Genomic DNA, 24,695 nt, shown 5'->3' with positions numbered 1-24,695 from the left:
ATTTACACCTGGTGCATTATTTGTTGCAACGAAGCTGGCGAACTAAATGTGCATGCTTCCACGAACTATTTATTCACCCAAAATCTTTTTCAGTTTTCAACTTTTAACGGTTTCTTTGATTTATTCCACAGACATTGTGTCACCGCTTTCAATTCCATCATCAATCAGTTCTCATATACTTATGAAATACAGTTTTTTATCTTCCCTCCTTTTAATGCCGCTACTCTTTTTCAGTTCTGCAGTAGCACAGGAAAGTTATCGCAGCTATCAGGACATGACGGAGGCACTTCAGGATCTTGAATCAGAGCATTCCGAAATTGTTAGCCTTCAGTCGATCGCCACTTCGCCGGGCGGGCACGACATCTGGCACGTGACGATCGGGTCAGGTGATGTTGCCAATAAACCTGCTCTGGCTATAGTCGGCGGGGTTGATGGTGTCCACATCCTGGGAATTGAGATGGCACTTAAACTGACTGAATCCCTGGCCGGTCATGCTAATATCAATCAGATTCTTGAGAACCAGGTCTTTCACATATTTCCGAATCTAAATCCTGACGCGTCTGAACAGTATTTCTCCGATCTCCGCTACGAACGGTCCGTTAACAGTAAAAATACTGATCTCGACAGGGACGGCTCACTGAGCGAAGATCCTTACAATGATTTGAACGGAGACGGCCTCATTACGATGATGAGAATTGAAGATGCTACAGGCGGCTGGATGTTGCATCCAGACGATAACCGGGTGATGGTTGAAGCCGATCCCCTGAAATCGCAGCGAGGAACATTTCGTCTTTTGACTGAGGGACGCGATAATGATGAAGACGGACACTATAACGAAGATCCGAACGGCGGCGTGAATATCAACAAAAATTTCACCTATCAGCATCCGAGCTTTGAATATGGCGCCGGAGAGTTTCCCGTCTCAGAAGCGGAAAACAGAGCGCTCGCTGATCTGATGTTTGACACCTTTAACATCTATGCTGTCCTCACCTTCAGCCCGAATAACAACCTCAGTGATCCATGGCAATACAGCCGATCTGACGCATCAAAGCGTGTAATCACCGGAATTCTTGAAGGCGATGAAGGTGTTTTTCAGTCTGTCTCCGATCTTTATAAAGATGTTGTTCCGCAGGAAAATGCATCCGGCTATTCTCTTCAGCAAGGCGGGTTTCCCGAATGGGCTTATTTCCACTACGCGCGATACAGTTTCACCACTGATGGCTGGTGGATTCCTGAAGTCGCTGAAGATTCTGTCGGACAATCGAATAGAGGTCTGGAAAGCGATGAGCTGGATTATCTGCGCTGGTCTGACAGTGAAGGAGTTGACTCATTCACCGACTGGCAGCAGGTTGATCATCCTGATTTTCCGGATCACGTGGTTGAAGTTGGCGGCATCAAACCGTTTGCCATGACAACCCCGCCCTATTCCATGGTTGATTCGCTTGCGAATATTCACCTGGAGTTTGTGGAGCGGCTCACAGAAATGAAAGCAGATCTTGTCTTCGAAAATATTCAGCTTGAAGATGCAGGCCGAAACCTGACGCGTATCACGCTGGATTTGCATAACCGCGGCAGCCTGCCAACATCTACCGAACTTGGTACCCGAACAAAATGGGTCCGCCCGGTAAATGTGGAGCTAACCGCTGATGATGAAATGCAGATTCTCAGCGGCAGGCCGAAATTCCAGATTGACAGGCTGATGGGAGGCGAATCACAACAAATTACATGGCTGATAAGCGGCAGCGGATCCGTATCTCTGTCTGCCGGAAATCCATCTGCCGGTTTCGCCACATTTCAACAAACGATTCGATAACCTCAAGATTTTATAGCTATGAAACGCATTTTACTTACTCTATTTGTCTCTCTGTTTATGACGCTGTCGGTTATTGCACAGAATAACCCGGATGTATTCCGTGCTCTTGGGTCACCCGAAGATCCAAAGGTCCAGGTGAGCTGGAACCGGTACCTTACGCACAGTGGTATCACTGATCTGAGCCAAAAACTGGCCGAAGCACACCCTGACTTTATTAAACTTAGTTCCATCGGTGAATCCTACGAGGGACGGGAACTCTGGATGCTCACCGTCACCAATCACAACAACAAGCCACACACCGAAAAGCCCGGTTATTATATTGATGGGAATATCCACGCCAATGAAATCCAGGGAGCGGAAATCTCGCTCTACACGGCGTGGTACCTGGCTGAGAATTACGAGGATATAGAGTTCATCCGCAACCTGATGGACAGCCGTGTTTTTTATATCGTACCGAGCATCAATCCAGACGGCCGTGATCACTACATGAACCAGCCCAACAACGCCAATACACCGCGTTCAGGCGTGAAACCCGTGGACAACGATGGTGATGGAGAACTCAGCGAAGATAGCTTCAATGATCTGAACAACGATAATCACATCACACAAATGCGGCGTGAGAATCCGCGGGGAAACTGGACGACAGACCCGGACTTTCCCCGGCGTATGATCCGAACGGATACGGATGAATTTGGAAGCTATGAAATGCTTGGCTGGGAAGGGGTTGACAATGACGGCGATGGTGAAGTAAACGAAGACCGCACCGGCTACTACGATCCCAACCGCGACTGGGGCTGGAACTGGCAGCCCGATTATGTCCAGCGTGGAGCTTATAAATATCCATTTTCGCTGCCAGAAAACCGAGCAGTGGCTGATTTTGTGATTGCGCATCCAAACATTGCAGGAGCACAATCTTATCACAATACCGGTGGAATGTTGTTACGGGGTCCGGGAGCCGCGGAAGATGCGGACACCTACAACCGAACTGACGAAGCGGTCTACGATTTTCTTGGAGAAATTGGTGATGAGATGATGCCGGGATATCGTTACATGGTCGTTCACCGGGATCTTTATACCGTGTTCGGCGGCGAGCTTGATTGGTTTTACGGCGGACGCGGCATCTTTACCTTTACAAACGAGCTCTACACATCTCACATGATGTTTGGCCGGGATGCAGAACCCGGCGACAGGTACAAGTTCGACGAGCTGCTTCTGTTTAACGACGGTTGGGTTGAGTGGGAAACCTACGACCATCCGCAGTTTGGCGAGGTTGAAATCGGGGGGTTCAAAAAGAATTTCGGACGTGCCAATCCCGGCTTCCTTCTTGAGAGTGACGCTCACAGGAATATGGCATTTACACTGTTTCATGCCTATCATCTCCCTGAACTGGGCATCTCTGATGTCAGCAGTAAAGACCTCGGCAGCGGACTACGCGAAATTACAGCAACCATCACAAATAATCGTGTCATCCCCACACATGCCAGCCACGACCTGATGAATAATATTACACCCCCTAACGTAATTACGATTGATGGTGTGGACGTGCAGGCAGGCATGATCGTGGAAGATGAAGACTTTGGTATCACCACGGAACAAACTCACAACCCCGAATCACTCCGTGTGGAGAATATTCCCGGGATGGATGAGATAACCGTTCGCTGGATTGTCCGGGGGAATGGCGATTTCACAATTCGTGTGGATAGCAATAAAGGCGGCAAACTATCGGAGGAGTTTTCGCTTTAGGTATGATTGGGGTATCTATCTAAATGATCTACACCACCTCTAATCCTGTCAGGTTTGAAGTATAAAAGATTTGCTATGGGTTCAGACCTCAAAGAAACCTAACAGGTTTCCCAAGATTTTAACGCTGATTAAACACTACTTTAATACCTGAGTTCGATTAATATTGACCTTTTTTGAGGTCAAAAAGTCCCCTCCTTTTCAAGGAGAGATTTAGGGGTGGTTGAAAAGGAGTTTTTGAGGCTAAGTTGAACTTAAAAAACTATATGGCGATCGCCTCTGGCCCCTCCTTACACAAGAGGGTAGTGTTTTTTTACCCTGATTTATAATCGAACTCAGGTTTAATCGTTTAAACCTATTCCTCTCCTTTATTCTTAAGCCCAAAACGTACACCATCTTCCTCAACTTTAATCAGCTGGTCTTCCCTGGAGAGCAGCTTAAGTATCCGGCTGACCTGTTTACCTGAAAGCCCTGAGCCCTTTTTCAGTTCGCCTACTGTTTTATCTCCATCTGCCAATAGGGCTTCTATTTTATCGATTTCTTGCTGCCCCAACATCACATTATCACTGCCTGCCGACCTGAGACAGTTATCACAGTGGCCGCACCGGCCTGTTCCCGTCTCACCGAAATAAGTTCTCAAAAACTGTTCCCGGCATCCGTCGGTTTCAATGTACTGCGTCATGTAGCCCAGCTTCGAAAGCAGAACATCCCTGTAGTGGTAGGCAGATTCGTGGTCGATCTCCAATTTTCCCATCCGGGATTCCATCAGCCGAATCAACGGCTGTTCACCTCGCTTTGCGTATTCAAGAATTTGATCCTGGCTTGCAAAGACCTGCAGAGCCTTTTCGAGCTGTCGAGAGGTGACCTTCAGTTTTTCACAAATATATGATTCATCAATGAAATGCATTTTATTGAACGATTCAGCTCCGAACTGCCGAAATAGAAGATCAAGAAACTGCATTTTTTTGGAGCTTGATTCTTGTATTAAACTTCGGATGTAATGTTTTCCGGCGGTAAAGTGAACGCCAATTTTTGATTCATACAGTTCTGTTTTTTCCAAAACCTCAAGCCGCTCAAGTACACGTACCGATACTGAAATCTGTGATTCCTTAAGGCCGGTTCTCTTACCAATTTTTTTGTAATCGATAGGTTCAGCCGTTTCCATCTCACTTCCAACCGCCAGATCCAGCTCATCACAGATTCCGTTGTACACTTTTTTAAGAGTCTCGTAATCAGGATATCCCCGCCTGATTCGCTTCTCCGCGCGCTCCGCGTCGCCTTTTTTGTAAATTAATACAGGAAAACTTTCCTGGCCATCGCGTCCCGCCCGGCCCGCTTCCTGGTAGTAAGATTCAAGCGATATCGGCATTGTTTCATGGACCACAAACCGACAATCGGGTTTATCAATCCCCATCCCGAATGCATTCGTAGACACCACGACGTCTGTCTTTCCTTCGATCCAGTCTGTCTGAATTTTCTCCCTGGTTTTACTTTGCAATCCGGCGTGATACGCTTCCGAATTGATGCCTTCCCTCCTGAAACGGCCGGCCCACTGTTCACAATCCCGCCGGGTACTGCAATAGACAATGCCACTCCCCTTTTTTGATGCTTTTGTTACCGCATTCATCAGCATTTTCTGCTTTTGAGGCGTTTCGTTTACCCACCATTTCAGATTGTCACGCCCAAAACCGCCGGCAACAATCGTTGGATCGCTAAACTCAAGATTGGTCTGAATATCCTCCTTCACTTCCGGAGTTGCCGTAGCCGTGAGTGCAATCCAGCGGGTGGAATCAGGCAGATCACGCAGTTCCTCTCGAATAGTTCTGTAGCTGGGCCTGAAGCTGTGCCCCCACTCGGATATACAGTGCGCTTCATCTACGGCCACCAGGGAGATGTTAAACTGCGGCATCTGGTGTTTCCACATGTCCGTTGCCAGCCGCTCCGGAGCTACATACAGAAGGCGATACATGCCATTTCGGGCATTTACCATACGCTGTTCCGTTTCATAACCAGGCAGCGTACTGTTGATGAATGTGGCTCGAATGCCAAGCTTTTTTAGTTGATCTACCTGGTCTTGCATCAGTGCCACAAGCGGGGAAATCACAAGTGTCATTCCCTCAAAAAGGAGAGATGGCACTTGATAACACAACGATTTCCCGCCACCTGTAGGAAAAAGTACAAGTGTATCCTGTCCTTGTAGAACATTAGAAATCACCTCTTCCTGGCCCGGTCGAAATGATGGGTATCCCCAAACCTCTTGTAGCTTTTTTCTTGCATTTTCAAGCGTAAGCTTATTCATGCTCTTCATCTGTTCTGATTAATAAGACCTCCTGGGTTTTGAAAACCTTGGAGGTCTGCGAAAATGGATCTGAGAAAATCTAAGTATAACCCTCTAAGAGTTCTCGAAAAGCGAACCCATCGGGAAAAACTCTTGGAGGGTTCCTTGATTAGAATATCTCACCAAGGAATTGAATATTAACAATAAAAAAAGGCATGAGATAAGATCCCACACCTTTTTTGATTTTTTTGTATGAAAGAGAGCTTTAATAAATCAAAACATAGCTTTCATATAGTCGCGACGCATCTCTGCAATCGCTGAAATACTGATACCAACCGGGCAAACAGCCTCACACTCGGCATGATTTGAGCAGTCGCCAAACCCTTCTGCTTCCATCTGCTCAACCATTGCGATCGACCGTTTGTCGCGCTCCGGTTTTCCTTGGGGAAGACTGTTAAGATGCGCAAGCTTGGCACCGGTAAACAGCGAGGCTGATGAATTCGGACACGCAGCAACACAGGCGCCACATCCAATACAGGTAGCGTAATCAAACGCCTCGTCTGCTGTATCTTTTTCGACAGGGATCAGGTTAGCTTCGGGTGCAGCACCGGTTTTAACGGAAACGTACCCGCCCGCTTCTATGATGCGGTCAAATGCAGACCGGTCAACAACCAAATCTCTTACAATGGGAAACGCTTTGGCTCTGGGAGGTTCAACAACAATTGTATCACCATCGCTATAATTCCGCATATGGAGCTGGCAGGCCGCCGTCATGTGTTTCGGGCCATGGGCACGGCCATTAATCACAAGGTTACAAGACCCGCATATACCTTCGCGACAGTCATAGTCGAACTCGACCGGATCTTTGCCCTCTTTGATCAGGTTTTCGTTAAGAACGTCGAGCATTTCGAGAAACGACATGTGCTCACTTACGCCATTTAGCTTGTAATCCTGAAACTTACCCTCAGCTTTAGCGTTCTTCTGGCGCCAAATTTTCAAATTGATGGTCATCTCACTCATAGGATATCCTTATTTGTAACTTCTTTGTTTCAATTCCACAAACTCAAATTCGAGGGGCTCTTTATGGAGCGTCGTATTTAGTTTCCCATTTACTCCGCCATATTCCCAGGCAGATACATAGGAGAATTCATCATCGTTTCTCAGAGCTTCGCCCTCCTCGGTCTGGTACTCTTCACGCAAGTGACATCCACACGATTCGTCTCTGTCGAGAGCATCAACCGCCATCAACTCAGCGAGTTCGAAGAAATCTGCCACGCGATGGGCAAATTCGAGATATTTATTGTAATACGTTGCATCACCCGGAACTCGTACGTTCTCATAGAACTCATCACGAAGCGCACGTATTTCTTCAATCGCTTCTTCAAGGCCTTCTTTACTTCGGCTGATGCCAACCTTGTCCCACATGATTTTTCCAAGTTCCCGGTGGAACTCCACAACGGTTTTATCACCGTTGACGGACAGCAGCTTATCGAGAGTTTCCGATGATGAACTGGCTGCCTCAGAGAATGCATCATGCTCAGTTGTGACTTTCGTTAGGTCCACATCAGCGAGATAATTTCCAATGGTGTATGGCACAATGAAATATCCGTCAGATAAACCCTGCATGAGGGCACTGGCTCCAAGACGGTTAGCGCCGTGATCGGAAAAATTGGCTTCACCAGCGACAAACAGCCCCGGAATGTTGCTCATTAAGTTGTAATCAACCCAAAGGCCACCCATTGTATAGTGAACAGCCGGGAAAATTCTCATCGGGGTTTCATAAGGATTGTCATCCGTGATATTTTGATACATATCAAACAGATTACCGTATTTAGCGGCTATAGCCTCTTTTCCTTCCCGTTTGATCGCATCCCTGAAATCAAGGTAGACAGCCAGGCCGGTTTCACCGACTCCCATGCCGTCATCAGTCACCATTTTTGCATTTCTCGATGCCACATCACGAGGCACAAGATTACCAAAACTGGGATACTTCTCCTCGAGATAATAGTACCGGTCCTCTTCTGGAATATCATTTGGCTTGCGGCTATCCTCAGGATCACGCGGAACCCATACACGTCCGTCATTCCGTAAACTTTCACTCATCAGCGTCAGCTTCGACTGGTAGTCGCCACTGACCGGAATACAAGTCGGGTGAATTTGAACCATACATGGATTTGCAAAAGCAGCTCCACGCTTATGGCATCTCCAGGCGGCAGTTACGTTTGAATTTTTTGCGTTTGTAGAAAGGTAAAAGACATTGCCATAGCCACCGGTACAGAGCACGACTGCATCCGCCTGCCATCGGTTAATGGATCCATCAACAAGATTTCGTGTAATGATACCACGCGCTTTCCCGTCAATCACAACCAGGTCAAGCATTTCGTGGCGTGGGTAATTTTTGATGTTTCCGGCATGCACCTGGCGCATCATTGATTGGTAAGCACCAAGCAAAAGCTGCTGACCTGTCTGCCCACGTGCATAAAAGGTTCTCGAGACCTGGGCACCTCCAAACGAGCGGTTATCGAGCAGTCCGCCATACTCACGTGCAAACGGAACGCCCTGTGCTACGGCCTGATCAATAATGCTATTTGAATTTTGAGCAAGGCGATATACATTGGCCTCACGGCTCCTGTAATCACCACCTTTGATTGTATCATAAAATAGCCGCCATACGCTATCACCATCGTTAGGGTAATTTTTGGCTGCGTTAATCCCACCCTGGGCGGCAATACTGTGTGCCCGACGGGCAGAATCCTGGATGCAAAACGTAGACACTTCATAACCAAGTTCGGCAAGGCTTGAAGCTGCCGAAGCGCCGGCAAGGCCGGTTCCCACAACTATAACTTTATACTTTCTTTTGTTATTGGGTGCGACGAGTTTCAAATCTTTCAAATGCCGGCTCCATTTCTCTTCAAGAGGACCGGAGGGAACGTTTGATTCTAATTTCATAATGGGTCAGACTTTTTCGATTAAAAATAGATTACCGGCATTGAATAAGAGACGCTTCACAACCGCCGCCGAAGTAGATATACATTGGAATGAATAGAAATCCAACGGCCATCAGAATTGCAAATATTATTCCAATTGAGTAGATGATAGCTGATGCTTTTTTACTTTTAACTGTAAGCGATGTGAAGGAACTCCAGATACCGTGCCCCAGGTGAACACCCAATAAAAGCATCACAAAAGTGTACCCAAAGGCGTAATAAGGGCCTTGAAATGTTTCAATGACGAGAGATTTGATGTCGTGAGTCTGTTGACCGTCGATCATCACTGTACCAGTATCTCCCAAAGCGAATGTATCAATATGTATGACCACAAATATGAGAAGCACAACCCCGGTAAAAGCCATACTTCGCGAACTTAAACTTTGCCTTGATGGTCCACCTTTGCTACTGTAGACTTCATATTTCTGTGGGCGTGCTCTTCGTTTTAGTATCCAGATTGAAATTCCGATATATGTGTGGATTAAAAACACGGCCAGTAAACCAATACGAGCAATCCAAAGCAGAGGCCCCAAATCATGAAGAAACATGGAATAGCGATTCATAGCATCCACATCACCAAAAATTGCGAGGTTTCCGCTAAGATGAAAAACGACAAAAATGAATAGGAAAATACCGGTCAGACCGGTTAAAAATTTTCGACCAACTTGGGATGATGCTGCTTTTAAAAGTGATGGCATATATATATTAAAATTTTGCTACACGCAGTACTTATATTCGATTGGAGACTTAACGATCTACTACGTAGTTTGGTTCCATGTTTAAGTCAGTAAAAGTCAACTTATTTAAGCTAAAAGGCAAGGATGAAGCGCTTTCTTTCAGAGGCAACACCTTATTAAGAATCTATCTACATTAAGTTATTAATTAACATGTAAAACTGATTTATATTGCTAACTGTAACACAACATTATCAGGCCGAATACAGGGTCAAAGGATCAAAATTTTTATCCTTTATAAATCCATGTGATACAACAGAAGAGGCAGAAATACGGCTTTCAAAAATAAGAGACCTACACCCCACGGCTACCCATCACTGCTACGCTTTTCGGGTTGACCCATCGTCTATTTCTGAGCATAGCCAGGATGATGGTGAACCTTCAGGAACGGCAGGAATGCCCATATTGAATGCCATGCGTTCTGCTAATATTGTAGATGCAATTGTTGTAGTTGTGCGATACTACGGTGGGACGAAGCTCGGAAAGAGCGGTTTAATTGATGCCTACGGAAAAGCGGCTGAATTTGTCATCAATCAATCAATTTTGAAACCAATCGTTGCCACCCGCAGGTTCGTCATTACATATCCTTACGATCAACAATCACTCATCGACAAACTCTATCATTCATTCACGCTATTTGAAATTGAATCAGAATACACTGAAAATGTAAAACTGGTTATTGAATGTCCCGAAAAAGAGTTGCCGGTGTTCGAAGAACATTTAAAGGGCCTTCAACATCTACTGATGAATATTGAAAAAGGAAATGCATCCAGCCATATTTTAACATAGAAAACTGAATGATGTGATATGCTTTAAATGTTGGAAACCCTGCCGATAGAAGAAAACATTAGAAGACTGATATTCTGAAATATTACCTTTTTCATCGCTCTTGCAATATAACCAGTGCGCGGCGTAGGGTAAGTTGATCCTACAAGTCTTGTAAGGACAAATGTGATCCAATTTTTCGAAAAAAAGATCTGGTGATATTAAATTTAATTACACCCAATCTGAGTGTTTCCTGAACTGAATCATTTCTAAAATTTCTGAAATAACAAATCCATGAAAATTTATACTAAAAAAGGCGATGCCGGTGAAACCTCACTTTTTGGAGGCACCAAAACCAAAAAAAGCAACATTCGAATAAGGGCCTATGGAACCGTTGATGAGCTGAATTCTACGATAGGAATGGTGCTATCGTACTCGTTGTCCGACCATGGCAAAGATATACTTACACAGGTTCAAAACGATTTATTTGTAGTAGGCGCGACACTTGCCACCCCGGATCCTGAAAAAGCAAGGATTGACCAGGTGGGCGATACCGAAATTGAGGGTCTCGAAAAGTGGATTGATACACTTGAAGAAGATCTTCCCCCTCTAAAGTCCTTTATTCTACCCGGAGGAGGCGGTGCAGGATCGACTCTTCATTTTGCCCGGACTGTTTGCCGGAGAGCCGAACGTGAAACTGTTCAGCTGTCGGAGTCTGAAGAGATTCCCGCAGATGCTATTATTTACCTGAACCGGTTATCGGACCTTTTATTTGTTCTTGCGCGTTATGAAAACCTGCAGGGGGGAGAAAAGGAAACCCCGTGGATTCCCGAGCGCTAAAGCAAGAGAAGTGACAAGTACTTGTAAATTTCTAAATTGAACTTTGATATGCCAAAATCTATCGAGCTTAAACCGCATTGGAAACGCTGGTTCTGGGGATATTTTTTCGGAATCTTACTTATACCTGTCCTCGGCATCGGTATTGCGATTTTGTGGGTTGTTCATACCCGCCGGACGAATATATCCTACACCGTAACTGATCGACAGATTGAATATCAAGATCAGAATATTTCCCAAAAAATTGACCTGGCAAATGTTAAAACTCTTGATGTAGAGCAAAACTGGCTGGATAAAAAGTTCGGCATCGGTGATATAAAATTGTCAACCGAAACAAGAAAAATGACGCTGAAGGGACAGCCTGATCCCGAAAATCTGTCCGATATGATATCGGCAGCGGTTAGAACCGAACGCAAACGGGTGAAGGAGCTCCACAATGTTGAAAAGACACCAGATAGGGAACCGCCATCACCTGGCACACTTGATAAACTTGACTACCTGACGGGATTATGGCAACAGGGATTACTCAGCGATGAGGACTTCAAAAAAGAGAAAAAACACTTCGAAAGCTGATCTTTTGACCTGAATTCGATTATAAAGCAGCGCATAATTCACTCCCATCCTGTGTAAGGAGGGGCTGGTGATGGTAGACCGGGTTTTTTGCCTCAAATTTAACTCAAAAACTTTTTTCCCTTCGGTATGCCACGGCATAATCATCCCTAAATCTCCTCCTTGAGAAGAAGGGGACTTTTTAACATCCAAGAAGAATATTATTTCTCGATCTCCGGTTTATAGCTATTGAACAGCCGGTTCGAGCAAAGTAATCACGCCGTTGTCAGCATCAAGCTCGGCAAGCCCACCCATCGGAATTGTGAAATTATCCTGTTCGTGGCCGATATCTGTATTATAAATTGAGGGAATCTGATACCGGTCCAGGTAGTGTTTTAGAACTTCCAGCAGAGAAAATGTAGGCGGCGACCCAGCCGAACAATCCGTACATTTTCCAAATACAAATCCGGAGATCACGTCTAAAATCCCGGCCTGCTCGAGGTGAGACATCATTCGGTCAATCTTGTAGGTGTCCTCCCCGATGTCTTCAACAAACAGAATGGCATCGTCAAAATTAGCTTGATAGGGCGTACCGAGTGTTGTTGTGAGAATGCTCAGGTTTCCGCCAATAAGCCGCCCCGTGGCTTTACCCGGCATCAGGATGCTAACCATGCTATCTGACTGATACGTTGATAATTCGCCCTTCATCACAACCGATTCAAAACTCTGCTTTGTTAGGTCGGTCCAATCGGAATTTCCATTGGGTCCATGAAATGTTTGCAGATTGCTGTATGCCATCAAGGCGTGATGCAAGGTCGTGTTATCACTAAATCCACAGTAGACTTTGGGGTTATCGGCTATTGTCTCGAAATTAAGGTGAGGAAGAATTCGAGCGCACCCCCAGCCGCCTCGAACGGCCATAATTCCATCAATATCAGGGTCCTCAAACATCGCATTCAGGTCAGCGGCTCTTTGCTGATCCGTACCAGCAAGGTATCCGTGCCTGTTCCTAACGTGATCGCCAAAAACTGATCGTAATCCAAGCTCTGCCAGCTCTCTCTGCATTCTCTCAAACTCAGCTTCATCATAAATTATTCCGGCCGGAGCAACCAGCCCCATGACATCCCCCGGCATCATTTTTTTCGGACGGTTCAGATTCTGTTTCCCGGCATGTTTTATTGCCAAAGGCAGTGCCAGCGGAAGTGATGCCGACCCAAGTGTTTTTAGAAAATCTGATCGTTTCATGATGTCATCAGGCAGTTGGATGGGAAGTCAGGCGGAGTACAGGTTTTTTTTATGAATGTAATCAGCTACAGGTTCTGGAACAGAATCAGTCAATTGATTGTCGCCAGACCACGCTCTGTTTCGTATTTCTGTAGAGGAGATCTCAACCTCAGAGTGATCAACAAAAATAGCCCGGTCGAGGATTGATTGAGACTGCTGCGAACTATCTGCGCCAGGGCGGGCGGCCACAATCAGAGGAACCCTGTCGAGAATCTCTTCATACTCCCACCATTTATGAAATGATGCAAGGCTGTCTTCGCCTATGCAAAGAAAGTATTTGTTACCTGGATTTTCGTCCTGCAGATACCTGATGGTTTTCAGCGTATAAGATGGTTTGGAAAGATGGGTTTCGATGTCGGATACAGCAACCTGATCAATATCCCGGAAAGCAAGCTGTAGCATCCTGAAGCGATGTGCAAAAGGAGTTTGCCCCGACGTATCTTTATGAGGCGATTCTGGCGTTGGAACCACGAGCAACCGATCAATGAGGTTACTATCTAAAAAGGATTTGGCAATTTTAACGTGTCCGTGATGAACAGGATCAAATGCCCCTCCAAATAAGCCCGTTCTTGGTCCTGCCGGACTCACTCGTTTTCAGCTACAGGTTCCTGGTCACGGCCGTTCGTAATGTCTTCTATCTCATTGCGGGCACGGTCATAAAGATCTTCTGCCCTGCTTCGGTTATCTCCACTGGGAAATAGCTGAAGGTATGTTTCGTAGCTTGAGACTGCTGACTCGTATCGCCCCAGCTGACTTGCAGGAATACTGTTATCGGCATACAAGATATACGCCTCAATTTTATCAACAAGTGCCTCTTCTGCCCATCTCGATTCAGGATAGTTATCAAGTACGAGATCATAATAAACTATAGCAGCATTAAAACGGCTTGTACGTTTATAAAACTCAGCGGCTTCATACTGTTTGCGTGCAAGTTTGTTTCTGAGTTCGGTTATGTATTCGGATGCCTCAGCAACGCGTTCTGAATTGGGATACCTTGAGTTAAAAAGTCGAAAACGTTCAAGTGCCTGCCGGGTGTAGCTTTGATCCAGCCGGTAGCGCGGACTTAGCTTGTAATAGCACACTGCCGCTTTAAAGTCGACCAATTCCCGGCGTTCTGACCTGGGATAAAACGTAGCGTATCTGTCGTATTCGGATGCAGCAAGTAAATATCGCTTGTTATTATAGTAGCTTTCGGCCAACAAAAACTGGGCTTCCTGTCCAAGATCAGTACCACGGCCTATTGATACAACCGTTTCAAAAGCACTTGCGGCAGATGACCACTCTTCCGCATCATATTGAGCTTTTGCTTTGTTAAACGCAACTTCAAGAGTATCGCCGGGCCGGATGAGATCCTGGCTTCGGCATGAAATAAGAGCAAAAGCAGCTAATGTAAAAAGTAAAACTTTACGCATTGATTTTAGTGGTCCCGTTTCTTTAAAGTTTTGATAAGTTGAGTAAGATCACGCTTATCTTCTGATTCACCAAATATTTCTAAGGATTGTTCAGCTGTGTCATACAACTCCGCCATTTTTGTTCGTGCATCCTCAATCACATCGAGTTCCCTGTAAAGGGAAATGACAGACTGAACATCTTCATCCTGAAGCGGTTTACTTCTCAGGCACTCTTTTAACCATTTTTTCTGATCTTTATTGCAGCGTTCAAGTGCCAGAATCATCAGATATGTTTTCTTACACTCATAGATGTCACCTGCTACCCGTTTCCCAAACTTGTCGGGATCGGCAACAACATCAAGCCAGTCATCCTGTATTTGAAATGCATGCCCGATATTTTTGCCAATTTGTTGGAGAGCATGTAGCTGAGTGCTATTACACCCTGCAATGACACCTCCCATTTGGAGTGATGCTTCAAGAAGTGCACCGGTTTTACCGCCGATCATTGTCATGTACTCCTGCAGGGAAACATCCTCCCGTGTTTCAAACTCCATGTCGAGAGCCTGGCCTTCACATACTTTATTGATCCCTTTTAAAAAGATCGTATTTATCTGCCTGTAATCAACTGATGTATCGAGTTTATTCAGCAATAAAAGTGCCCGGGTGTGCATGCTATCTCCGGAAAGAATGGCAACAGATTCATCCCATTTTATGTGGACCGCCGGTTTTCCCCGTCGGCTCTCTGCCTGATCCATAATATCATCATGCATGAGAGTAAAATTATGTAGCAGTTCTACAGCCAGTGCCGCCGGCATCGCTTTTCGCCGCTTTTCTCCACACATTCCACAAGCCATCAGGGTAAGGACGGGACGGATTCTTTTTCCTCCATTTCCAAGCATATACCGCTGGGGATCGTATAGAGTCCGGGGGGATTCGGGCAAGTCTAGTGAGCCAAGTGCGTTTTCAATGCTTGTGACGTAGGGGGTGATGAATTTCAACGAATTATAAAATGTGATTCAGAAAAAGTGCCGGTCATGGGTCTGAGCTAAAAACGAACCTAATATACAAAATTTGATGCCTGATCGATCTACTTATTTCCAACATCTTTGGTTGAACACTCCAAAAGAGATCGCCGACCTAAAAGGGTGAGAATAATAGCTGTTTGCTCCTTCCAGCGGTCGACGAGCCGCTGTAATTCCTCTTCCCCGCCTTTTATCAGTGCCTGAATAACCGGCCGGGCCGATGCAGTAAAATCTGCGCCAAAACAGTGCGCTTTTACGATGTCTGATGCGCCCCTGATGCCACCGGAGGCAATCAGTTCAAACCGAAACTCGCCGTGGAGGTCAGCCGCTTCTTTTACGCAGGTGAGTGTTGGAATACCCCACTCATTAAAAAGGTCTGTTGATCCGGAATCCTCTTTGCGCTTATTCTCTACTTTTGACCAGCTGGTACCCCCGGCCCCGGCTACATCAATTACAGAAACACCGATAGCAAGAAGCCGTCGGGCAACATCCCCGGAAATGCCAGCACCTGTCTCTTTCACAATAACCGGTACTGGTGACTGGGTCACAAGCCTGGCTATTCCATTTTCAATACCGGCAAACTTCCGGTCTCCTTCGGGTTGAACAAGTTCCTGCAGAGGATTCAGGTGGACGATTATTGCATCTGCTTTGATAGAGTCAATCAACACCAACAACTTCTCTTCCGGTAGTCCACCGGCAATTTGGGCACCACCGATGTTTGCCGCTATAAATGCCGTCGGGGCTTCATCACGCACTACCGAAAAGCTTTCCAACTCTTCCGGATGATCGAGCAGTGCACGTTGGCTTCCCACACCAAACGGCAAATTTTCAGATTCACAAAACCGTGCTATTTGTGCATTAATCCGGCCGGCATCGGAATATCCGCCCGTCATGGATGAAATCATCAGCGGGAACGAAAATGAACGGCCCAGCAGCGTCCCTTCCACGGACACATCATCTATGTTTATCTCAGGCATTGCATTATGCCGAAAATAATATCTATCAAACCCGGTTGGCATTTCATAGCCAACATCATCATACACGCATAGGTCTACATGATCCTTTTTCCGTTCCTGAATGGACATAGCTGACGACTTTAGTGATTAATAACTATTTTTAGGCATTTGATAACACGCTGCAAATTGCGGCGGCATAAAAGATATCGTCCTGAGAACATCCCCTGGAGAGATCCATATATGGTTTGGCGAGGCCCTGAAGGATGGGGCCGATTGCTGTGGCTCCGCCAACCCGCTCGGTAATTTTGTATGCAATATTTCCTGCATCAAGATTTGGAAATATGTAGACATTCGCATTGCCGGCTACCTTTGAATCAGGTGCTTTTCTCTTACCTACTTCCGGTACAAACGCTGAGTCGAACTGAAGCTCACCATCCATTTGCCAATCTTTTTTCCTGTCTTGAGCAATCTGAAGGGCATTTTTAACCAGTTCCACTCGTTCGTGCGATGCACTTCCCTTTGTTGAAAATGAAAGGAATGCAATTTTTGGATCTTCACCGGTTAGAATTTTGTGTGTCTGACCGGATGTTACTGCTATATCTGCCAGTTGTTCGGCATCCGGATATGGAACCACGCCACAATCTGCATAGGTAACCACATCATCATTCCTGAACTCCATCAAAAATGTGCTTGATACCAATTTAGCTCCTTCAGCCGTTCCAATAGTACGCAAAGATGCACGAATTACATCCGCCGTGGATGCGATTGATCCGGCAACAGCCCCCTCTGCTTTACCCGTAGCAACAAGCCAGCCTGCCGTCATTAAAGGATCTTTCGCGAGCCGTAAAATCTCTTGCTGCGAGGGATTCTTATGACTGAGTTTCTCTTCGAAAAATGAGATCCGCCTTTTCTGTTCGTCCTCATCCTCCGTATGAATAACAGGAATAGACTCAGGGAGATCGATGTCTTCGGTATCTGCCAGTTTTTCAATGTTTTGATCAAGACTGACCAGAACCGGCTGCACGACATTTGCCTTGTACAGATCCATCACCGCGTGCAAAACGCGTGGATCCCTTCCTGCCTCCGGAAAAACGATTTTTCGGCGGAGATCAATGCTTCGTTTTAAAATTGTCTGAAGTATAGATTTTTTCATTACATCAAAAGTAAGATTGAAAGTAAAGTAGCAGCGATTCCTGTCCACTGCACGGGTGTGACAATGTCTCCCCAGCGGATCATTCCTAAGACTGTAGCGCCCAGAACGGTTAATGTATTTACAATACTATAAACAATAGCTCCATTCATGACTTCCAGCGCTTCTATAAGGAAAATCGCGGAGTATAAGTTTGGTATACCAACAAGAATTCCCATCCCCAGTTCCTGTTTTGAAAACGAGAGATTACCTTTTATCAATACTACAAGAAATCCAACGAGCGTGGCACTCAAAAATACTGTTCCCATAAATTGTTCTTTTGTAAGGTAAGAGCTAAAATCCGCTTCGAAAATCTTCAGGGATCCATCCCCTAAACCGGTTCCCAAAAACAATAAAACAAGCAGCCACGCCGCGCTTTTCGGTTCGCGAAGCATGCGCCGTTTATTCGGCAGAAGTAAAAATAATGCCACAATCACGGTTATAAAACCGATCCATTGCCTGGTGCTCATCAGCTCCAAATACCAAATTGTTGACAGAAGAACGGGAATTAGTAGTGACATACGCATGGCTGCCACGCTGATGCCGACACCGTTCTTACTCACGGATTTACTATAGATAAAAAAATTGGCAATGAATATAAATCCGACAAATATCGCAAGAACAAGCGCCGGCCAGGCAGTTTGCAGCTGAAAATCTAACTCAGTGCCACCTAAGGGTGTAAGAAAAGCTACAAGCGAGGCAACCACATAGTTTACGGTAAGAACCTTGGTTGTACTCAGTTTTTTAAATTCGGTAAACTTTAATAAGTGGGCTATTAATACAGAGCAGAAGGAACTTAATAAGATAAAGATCCACCCAGTCATCATTCCGCCATATCCAACATTATATTTCCATATCCACGAACTTCCTGGGGCTGATCGTGCAGGCGCCTGGATGTGTAATCAACATTGTTTTCGAGATGCCGAACCAGCTCAAACATCTTCGTTTTTCGCTTCTGAATGGCTTCAGCCCAAAAATAGGGAAAGATATGATGCCGCTTATCATCCTCCGGAGAACCACTATAAACGGAGGAACTCTGACCGATACGATTTCCGAAAAGAACAAACGCATTCGGAAAATTTCTGAGCAGACGGTTTGCTAGTCGCTGTTGTTTTCCGCCATTTGCATTCATAAACGATATAATTTGTCCATCCTCTACCTCATCAACATATTCGAGATCTACATATACAAACATCCTTTCAGCCGTACAGGCAGACAATTGGTCAAATAGATCCATGAGCGCCAGGCTGCTAACGTCGCCGGCCTTGTTAACATGGAATAGTTCCAAATTCTGGGGCCCGGACTCCGCCTCGGCAGACCTTGCAAATCCCGTCAAATAAATGTGCAGTGATCCGCCACCCATCTCTTCACATGACTGAAGATCACTTACCCACGTGGTTAAATCTGCATCTTCAATAGTCGTCATCTGTCCCTCTTCCAGCCGGAGTGCCCTGCTCATGTAGTAGCGGAAAAGCTGTTCATCACGTTCACTAAACTGGTTGGAGCCGGCCTGATTTTCGTTATTGCCACTTAAGACATAAGCTCTGTCTGCGCTGTTTCGGGATTTGATTACCGGCACTGAAGTCTCTACATCAATCTCGCCAAACGGAATGTCCGCAAGCTCAACAAGCAGCGCAGGCCCATCCGCCGCCGTCGACCGCCATTCAAGCCTGCCGGCATTTCGCCGCATAAAGGCATTTATATTCCCATAACGGATTTCAACCCACTGATCCGTTGTACTGTCAACGACCGGAAGTGCACTATCCTCGCCAACTTCGGCAATCACATTATCTCTTGTAATCGAACTACCGCTTCTGACCTGCCCGGTGGGTTCCTGAACTACAAAATAAGGCTCCAAAAAATCTGTCACCGGTAAGGTGTATATATTCTCTGCCCCATTGTAATTCGCATTAATAACAAACTCTGAATCTCCAGTAATCTGCCCGGAGACTTCAGATGATAGTGCGCCCAGATTAATTTCTATAAATCCATTCTCAACCGAAATAGATGGCTCATTCAGGAGAATAGTGCCGTCGTTATTTATTTTGATGGAGGCTGTTTCATCGCCAGATGATTTCACTGCCAATGTATCTATCCGCACAGCAAATCCTGTCTGCCTAAGATATCGGATCTCATCCGTCATGATGGGAGGCCCCTTCTCCTGCAGATTTGTTGTAGCAAGCAGAGCCAGCATTGCCCCCGTAGCGTTGAGAGTTATTCGCTGCGTGGTGGTTGCCGAAGGTATGAGATAATTAGAATTTGCCGCCATAAACGAAAGGGCAGAGCCTGTTAACGCAAGCAGTGCAAATCCCCATTTAGGCTTATACTCCTGAACCATTCGCTGAACCTGTACCCGCTCAGCATATTCACGCTGTACAATATTATATGGAGCCAGCCGTAAGACGGGATTTTCAACTGTAGGTTTTTGATCGAGAATGAGCTGAGTTGATGATTGTACAACGTCCGGCTGTTCACTGCTATTTACTGCATCCTCATCTATAACCGTCCATTTACTTGTGGTACAGCCTGCCGCTACAAATAATAAAATGCCCAATAAAACAATTCGGACAGTAACCATCGATCTGATATTTAAAATGATAAGACAGCACCAAAACCAACCAGACTTCTAAACTCAAACGGGTCACCCGAGTCAGGATTAGACACCCAGAATGGAATATCGTAGCGAATCACAAACCCGCGGGGCTTTCCAAGATAATCGGGAATATTCAAAGACAGTGCGAAACCGGCTCCCCCATCGGCAATTATCGAATCAGAAGAATCACTCGATCCGAGTGTTGACCCGGCGTCAAAAAATAGGTAGGACCGCAAAGTGATAAAATCTGCAGCGTACGGAATACGATTAAAGAGGGACTTTATGGGATTGGGATAATCCAGTTCAGCATTAACCGCTGCAATTGATCTGAATAAATCTATACGCAGATCATCCGGATTTTCAAATACACAGCCCTCGCATCGATCTAACAGAAATGAATGCACGTCAGATTGAGTATATCCTCTCAGATTCGCTCCACCGGCAATATGAAAATTTCCGCTCTCTATCCACGGCTGAGGTATCGTGCCCTTCGCGCGTGTTACACCACTTGATAAAGTGTTGACAGCCGGTCCGGTACTCCTGGCATATAGATATTCAGGTGCAGTTGAGGCCGATGACGTCCCGGCAAACCCCCGAAGTTTCACGCCCCAGTTTTCGTTAAAAGGAACACGCTGCACAGCGGTTACGGATCCAAAGCCAAAATTTTGGTTTGCATATTGCAATGCCCCCGAGAGAGAGATGGTATAATAACCAAGCGCGTTATTATCCTGAAGGTTGATTTCAAGGGTGGTTAAAAGCTTGTCGTCATCCGACCAAAGAGCTGGAAAAGCAGCATACTCTTTATCAAATCTTTTTTCATATGTATTAAACAGGCTGATTTCTTTATACCGGCGCTCATCAAAACCCTGCTGCCATCGTTTATTAAACCCAATGCCGTGGCGTGAGTACCCTGTTCTTATGGAGGAAATGGCCTGCACACTGGCTTCGCTGCCAAAATCTGACCAGTCGGGAATTGGCTCAGTGAAACTCAAATAATAAGAAACCGGCAGGTCGGGGAACCATGTACCCAGCCACAGTCCGGCATCAAGCCTGTGCGGGCCATCTTCGAACGTACCCGGTACCTGCCCTTTCAGGCGAATACCCAGGCGAATTCCGTCCACATCGTTATACCAGATATCCGGTGCAGGTATAAATTCGTAGGATTTGGAGTTTTGAGAATTTGCAGGCAAAATTGAGCACAGTGATAGTAAAAAGCCGGCTATGATGAAGAGATAGGTACGCGCCAATCGTCCAGAATTTTGTTTGAGGTGATTAGTTTGTTTGTAAGCTCGATCAGGCGAATTTGTTCCGGCCATTTAATATAGGTTGATGCATCCTTTGGTTTTATCCATCTGAATTCAGTATGCTCATCATCAAGCTTAATGATTTCATCGGGATTGATCTCCGCGGCAAACGCAGGTATACTCAAAATCTTGTCCGATGTGTGCTCATAAAATTGATTGATACTTGGTATGGTCCAAAAGTGTTTTGGTACAAGATTCGTTTCTTCCCTGAGTTCCCGCAGAGCAGCCTTCCAGTATGTTTCCTGAGGCTTTACTTTTCCGCCAATCATCCGCCACTGGCCCTCGTAAATTTTCCCCTTGGCTCTCCTGAACAGCAAAAACGAGACATCATTGTCCACCACCCGGTACGGATAGAGATCAATGAGTTTCTTGTCATCCATTGGAACGTTCTACCTCTTCTTTAAAGTAAGCAAGTGTTTTCTTCAACCCTTCTTTACGATCTACCTGTGGCTCCCAGCCGAGAACACGCTTGGCTTTAGAAATATCAGGCTGCCTCACTTTAGGATCATCTTCCGGCAGATCTTCATGAATAATTTCACTGTTGCTGCCTGTTAATTCGATTACTTCTTTGGCAAAATCAAGGATTGTCACTTCTTCAGGGTTTCCAATATTCACCGGTTCTGTTTCATCAGATTGAGAGAGCCGGTAAATTCCGTCTACCAGGTCATCAACGTAGGTAAACGATCGCGTCTGTGAGCCATCACCAAACACCGTAATTGGATTTCCTTTAAGAGCCTGACGCATGAACGTTGGAAGCGCACGCCCGTCACGCAGACGCATCCGGGTTCCGTAGGTGTTGAATATCCTTACAATCCTGGTTTCAAGATCGTGGTACCGATGGTAGCCCATCGTCATGGCTTCTGCAAAACGTTTAGCTTCATCGTACACGCCGCGCAGGCCAATGGGATTTACATTTCCCCAGTAATCTTCTTTCTGCGGATGCGTCAGCGGATCGCCATATACTTCACTGGTTGATGCAAGCAGAAACCTCGCATTTTTCTCCTTTGCAAGCCCAAGCGCTTTGTGTGTTCCCAGCGAACCCACCTTCAGCGTCTGTATCGGCATCTCCAGGTAATCAATCGGGGATGCGGGTGAAGCGAAATGAAGGACCAGGTCCAGTTCTCCCGGCACAAAAATGTAGTTTGTCACATCGTGTTTAACGAACTCGAAATCCTCATTGCCCATCAGATGTGCAATATTTTCAGGATTTCCTGTAATCAGATTATCCATACAGACAACTCTGTATCCTTCCTTTAGATAGCGATCACATAAGTGTGAGCCCAGAAATCCGCAACCGCCTGTTATCAATACCTTTTTTTTAGCCTTAGCCATATATATATTTAAAATAGAGAGTTATAAAACTCAGTTAAAAATTAAGCGCCTACTGCTTTGCGGCCAACACTGAAGTAAGTTAATCCGGCATCTTCTGCCCGCTCAAGACTGTAGAGATTTCGACCGTCAAAGATAACCGGTGCATTCATCTGCTTCTTAAAGTTTTCAAAATCCGGCCGACGGAACTCGTTCCATTCCGTGCAAATAACAAGAGCGTCGATTCCTTTGAGAACGCTGTCGCGATCTTCTTCAAAATTTATCATCTCAAGCGTATCGTCTGAAGACGCGGCTTTAAACGTACCCACAGCTTCGGGATCGTACGCTTTCATTTTCACACCCTCTTTCGCAAGAGCTTCAGTGATGTATAGCGATGGTGCTTCACGAATGTCGTCGGTTTCAGGTTTGAAACTGAGTCCCCAGATGCCGATGGTTTTCCCTTTGAGAGAATCTCCGAAGTATGATTTAATTTTTTCAACAATAGAAACTTTCTGCTTCTCATTCACTTTCATTACTGAATCGAGAATCTGGAAATTGTAATCGTTTTGAGCTGCTGTGTAATGAATGGCCTGCACGTCTTTTGGAAAGCAGCTGCCGCCATACCCGATCCCGGCAAACAGGAATCGTTTTCCAATTCGTGAGTCTGTCCCAATTCCGCGGCGGACATTATCCACATCGGCGCCCACTTTTTCGCAGATATTGGCGATCTCATTCATAAATGTGATCTTGGTTGCCAGCATTGCGTTTGCCGCATATTTCGTGAGTTCTGAACTCCGCTCATCCATGATAATTATCGGATTCCCGCTTCGAACAAAAGGCTCATATAGGCGTGTCATTAAATCTGCCGCACGTTCACTGCCGGCTCCTACAACCACACGCTCAGGTTTCATGAAATCTTCAACAGCGGCACCCTCTCTGAGAAACTCCGGATTGGAGACCACGTCGAATTCAGCATCTGTTTTGGATGAGATCTTTTCACTCACTTTATCAGCAGTGCCAACCGGAACCGTACTTTTATTAACAACCACACGATAATCGGGATATTTATTAAACAAGTCTCCCAGCTGATCGGCTACATTGAGCACAAAACTGAGATCGGCCTGGCCATCAGCGCCGGGAGGTGTTGGCAGACAAAGGAATACAATCTCTGCTGTTTTAAAGGCTTCTTCCAGGTCGGTGGTAAATGATAGGCGCTTTTCTCTGATGGCGCGATCGAACACGCGGTTTAGTCCTGGCTCATAAATGGGAACAACACCATTTCGCATTTGCTGTACTTTTTTTGCATCGATGTCTACGCATGTGACATCGTTACCGCTATCAGCAAAGCATGTTCCGCTTACGAGACCAACATATCCTGTTCCAATTACTGCAATTTTCATTATCTAAGACGCTCAATTTTTAAGATTTCAAGTTTTAGCTGGCCGGCAGGAACATCCACTTCAATGACGTCTCCTACTTCGTTACCCAGGATTCCCTGGCCAATGGGTGAATCCACAGAAATTTTTCCTTCTTTAAAATCTGCCTCATCTTTGGAAACAAGAGTATACTGCATCTCTTTATTCGTATTATGATTTAGAATCGTTACCGTAGACAAGAGATATGCTTTAGTATCGTCAATATTCTTCTCATCTATAATGCTTGAAGTAGCGAGCGTGTTTTCAAGTTCTGCAATTCGGGATTCAAGATGCCCTTGAGCCTCTTTTGCCGCATCATACTCGGCATTCTCACTGAGGTCACCTTTGGCACGGGCTTCGGCAATGTCATTTGCAATTTCTTTTCGCCCTCGGGTTTTCAGGTCTCTCAGCTCTTTATCCAGTTTTTCGTATCCTTCCTGGGATAGATAATTTTTCTTCATAACGTCTATTGATTCTGTTTTTCAGGTCTTAATTATTTAAAATAAAAAAGCAGTCTACATAAACTGCTA

General features: G+C 45.6%; 22 protein-coding genes. 5 read left to right on the top strand and 17 right to left on the bottom strand.

The annotated features are described in order from the left end of the window. Positions 1–181 precede the first annotated feature (181 nt). Both AABW11_RS10525 and AABW11_RS10520 read left to right on the top strand, forming a co-directional pair. On the top strand, positions 182–1,813 hold the full coding sequence (locus AABW11_RS10525) for a M14 family metallopeptidase (protein ID WP_340105046.1): 1,632 nt from the start codon (positions 182–184) through the stop codon (positions 1,811–1,813). A gap of 18 nt (positions 1,814–1,831) precedes the next feature. Then, on the top strand, positions 1,832–3,556 hold the full coding sequence (locus AABW11_RS10520) for a M14 family metallopeptidase (RefSeq protein WP_340105045.1): 1,725 nt from the start codon (positions 1,832–1,834) through the stop codon (positions 3,554–3,556). 352 nt (positions 3,557–3,908) lie between these two features. On the opposite strand, the gene AABW11_RS10515 is transcribed toward AABW11_RS10520, so the two are convergent. The 4 genes from AABW11_RS10515 to AABW11_RS10500 all read right to left on the bottom strand — a co-directional run bounded on the left by AABW11_RS10515 (position 3,909) and on the right by AABW11_RS10500 (position 9,516). Next, positions 3,909–5,852, bottom strand: coding sequence for a RecQ family ATP-dependent DNA helicase (locus AABW11_RS10515; RefSeq protein WP_340105044.1), 1,944 nt, complete (start codon positions 5,850–5,852; stop codon positions 3,909–3,911). A 252-nt stretch (positions 5,853–6,104) separates the two neighbouring features. Then, positions 6,105–6,842 (bottom strand): succinate dehydrogenase/fumarate reductase iron-sulfur subunit, encoded by a 738-nt coding sequence (locus AABW11_RS10510; RefSeq protein WP_445263757.1) that lies wholly within the window; start codon positions 6,840–6,842, stop codon positions 6,105–6,107. A gap of 18 nt (positions 6,843–6,860) precedes the next feature. Next, the gene (locus AABW11_RS10505) at positions 6,861–8,780 is read right to left on the bottom strand and encodes a fumarate reductase/succinate dehydrogenase flavoprotein subunit (RefSeq protein ID WP_340105042.1); all 1,920 of its coding nucleotides are present in this window, start codon (positions 8,778–8,780) and stop codon (positions 6,861–6,863) included. A 31-nt stretch (positions 8,781–8,811) separates the two neighbouring features. Continuing rightward, positions 8,812–9,516 (bottom strand): succinate dehydrogenase cytochrome b subunit, encoded by a 705-nt coding sequence (locus AABW11_RS10500; RefSeq protein WP_340105041.1) that lies wholly within the window; start codon positions 9,514–9,516, stop codon positions 8,812–8,814. Positions 9,517–9,723: 207 nt separating this feature from the next. Between AABW11_RS10500 and AABW11_RS10495 the strand changes: the two genes are divergently transcribed. From AABW11_RS10495 to AABW11_RS10485, 3 genes are all read left to right on the top strand, one after another. Then, positions 9,724–10,341, top strand: coding sequence for an IMPACT family protein (locus tag AABW11_RS10495; RefSeq protein ID WP_340105040.1), 618 nt, complete (start codon positions 9,724–9,726; stop codon positions 10,339–10,341). Between the two features lie 270 nt (positions 10,342–10,611). Beyond that, complete coding sequence (locus tag AABW11_RS10490) at positions 10,612–11,157, top strand: cob(I)yrinic acid a,c-diamide adenosyltransferase (RefSeq protein ID WP_340105039.1); 546 nt, start codon at positions 10,612–10,614, stop codon at positions 11,155–11,157. A 48-nt stretch (positions 11,158–11,205) separates the two neighbouring features. After that, positions 11,206–11,727, top strand: coding sequence for a PH domain-containing protein (locus tag AABW11_RS10485; RefSeq protein WP_340105038.1), 522 nt, complete (start codon positions 11,206–11,208; stop codon positions 11,725–11,727). A 222-nt stretch (positions 11,728–11,949) separates the two neighbouring features. On the opposite strand, the gene AABW11_RS10480 is transcribed toward AABW11_RS10485, so the two are convergent. From AABW11_RS10480 to greA, 13 genes are all read right to left on the bottom strand, one after another. Beyond that, positions 11,950–12,948, bottom strand: coding sequence for a S66 peptidase family protein (locus AABW11_RS10480; protein ID WP_340105037.1), 999 nt, complete (start codon positions 12,946–12,948; stop codon positions 11,950–11,952). A gap of 27 nt (positions 12,949–12,975) precedes the next feature. Further along, entirely contained in the window at positions 12,976–13,575 is a 600-nt protein-coding gene (gene nadD / locus AABW11_RS10475) for a nicotinate (nicotinamide) nucleotide adenylyltransferase (RefSeq protein WP_340105036.1), read from the bottom strand. Continuing rightward, positions 13,572–14,399, bottom strand: a complete 828-nt coding sequence (locus AABW11_RS10470; RefSeq protein ID WP_340105035.1) for an outer membrane protein assembly factor BamD — start codon at positions 14,397–14,399, stop codon at positions 13,572–13,574. Before AABW11_RS10470 ends, nadD begins: the two co-directional genes overlap by 4 nt. A 5-nt stretch (positions 14,400–14,404) precedes the next feature. After that, entirely contained in the window at positions 14,405–15,376 is a 972-nt protein-coding gene (locus AABW11_RS10465) for a polyprenyl synthetase family protein (RefSeq protein WP_340105034.1), read from the bottom strand. A gap of 89 nt (positions 15,377–15,465) precedes the next feature. Further along, positions 15,466–16,485 carry a type 2 isopentenyl-diphosphate Delta-isomerase gene (gene fni / locus AABW11_RS10460; protein ID WP_340105033.1) on the bottom strand — a complete coding sequence of 340 codons (1,020 nt, stop codon included), beginning with the start codon at positions 16,483–16,485 and terminating at the stop codon, positions 15,466–15,468. Positions 16,486–16,516: 31 nt separating this feature from the next. Next, positions 16,517–17,509, bottom strand: coding sequence for a phosphate acetyltransferase (gene pta, locus AABW11_RS10455; protein ID WP_340105032.1), 993 nt, complete (start codon positions 17,507–17,509; stop codon positions 16,517–16,519). After that, complete coding sequence (locus AABW11_RS10450) at positions 17,509–18,252, bottom strand: hypothetical protein (RefSeq protein WP_445263754.1); 744 nt, start codon at positions 18,250–18,252, stop codon at positions 17,509–17,511. Before AABW11_RS10450 ends, pta begins: the two co-directional genes overlap by 1 nt. Positions 18,253–18,368: 116 nt before the next feature. Then, complete coding sequence (locus AABW11_RS10445; protein WP_340105031.1) at positions 18,369–20,123, bottom strand: hypothetical protein; 1,755 nt, start codon at positions 20,121–20,123, stop codon at positions 18,369–18,371. An 11-nt stretch (positions 20,124–20,134) separates the two neighbouring features. Further along, entirely contained in the window at positions 20,135–21,385 is a 1,251-nt protein-coding gene (locus AABW11_RS10440; protein ID WP_340105030.1) for a hypothetical protein, read from the bottom strand. Next, positions 21,358–21,822, bottom strand: a complete 465-nt coding sequence (locus tag AABW11_RS10435) for an NUDIX domain-containing protein (RefSeq protein ID WP_340105029.1) — start codon at positions 21,820–21,822, stop codon at positions 21,358–21,360. Before AABW11_RS10435 ends, AABW11_RS10440 begins: the two co-directional genes overlap by 28 nt. After that, positions 21,815–22,774, bottom strand: a complete 960-nt coding sequence (locus AABW11_RS10430; RefSeq protein ID WP_340105028.1) for a UDP-glucuronic acid decarboxylase family protein — start codon at positions 22,772–22,774, stop codon at positions 21,815–21,817. Before AABW11_RS10430 ends, AABW11_RS10435 begins: the two co-directional genes overlap by 8 nt. Before the next feature lie 41 nt (positions 22,775–22,815). Next, entirely contained in the window at positions 22,816–24,150 is a 1,335-nt protein-coding gene (locus AABW11_RS10425; protein ID WP_340105027.1) for a UDP-glucose dehydrogenase family protein, read from the bottom strand. Then, the gene (gene greA, locus AABW11_RS10420) at positions 24,150–24,626 is read right to left on the bottom strand and encodes a transcription elongation factor GreA (RefSeq protein WP_340105026.1); all 477 of its coding nucleotides are present in this window, start codon (positions 24,624–24,626) and stop codon (positions 24,150–24,152) included. The genes AABW11_RS10425 and greA overlap by 1 nt, the downstream gene beginning before the upstream one ends. Positions 24,627–24,695 lie beyond the last annotated feature (69 nt).

It is taken from the genome of Rhodohalobacter sp. 8-1, from assembly GCF_038150125.1.
Taxonomy (GTDB): Bacteria; Bacteroidota; Rhodothermia; order Balneolales; family Balneolaceae; genus SW132.
This window is presented reverse-complemented; position numbering and strand designations above follow the sequence as displayed.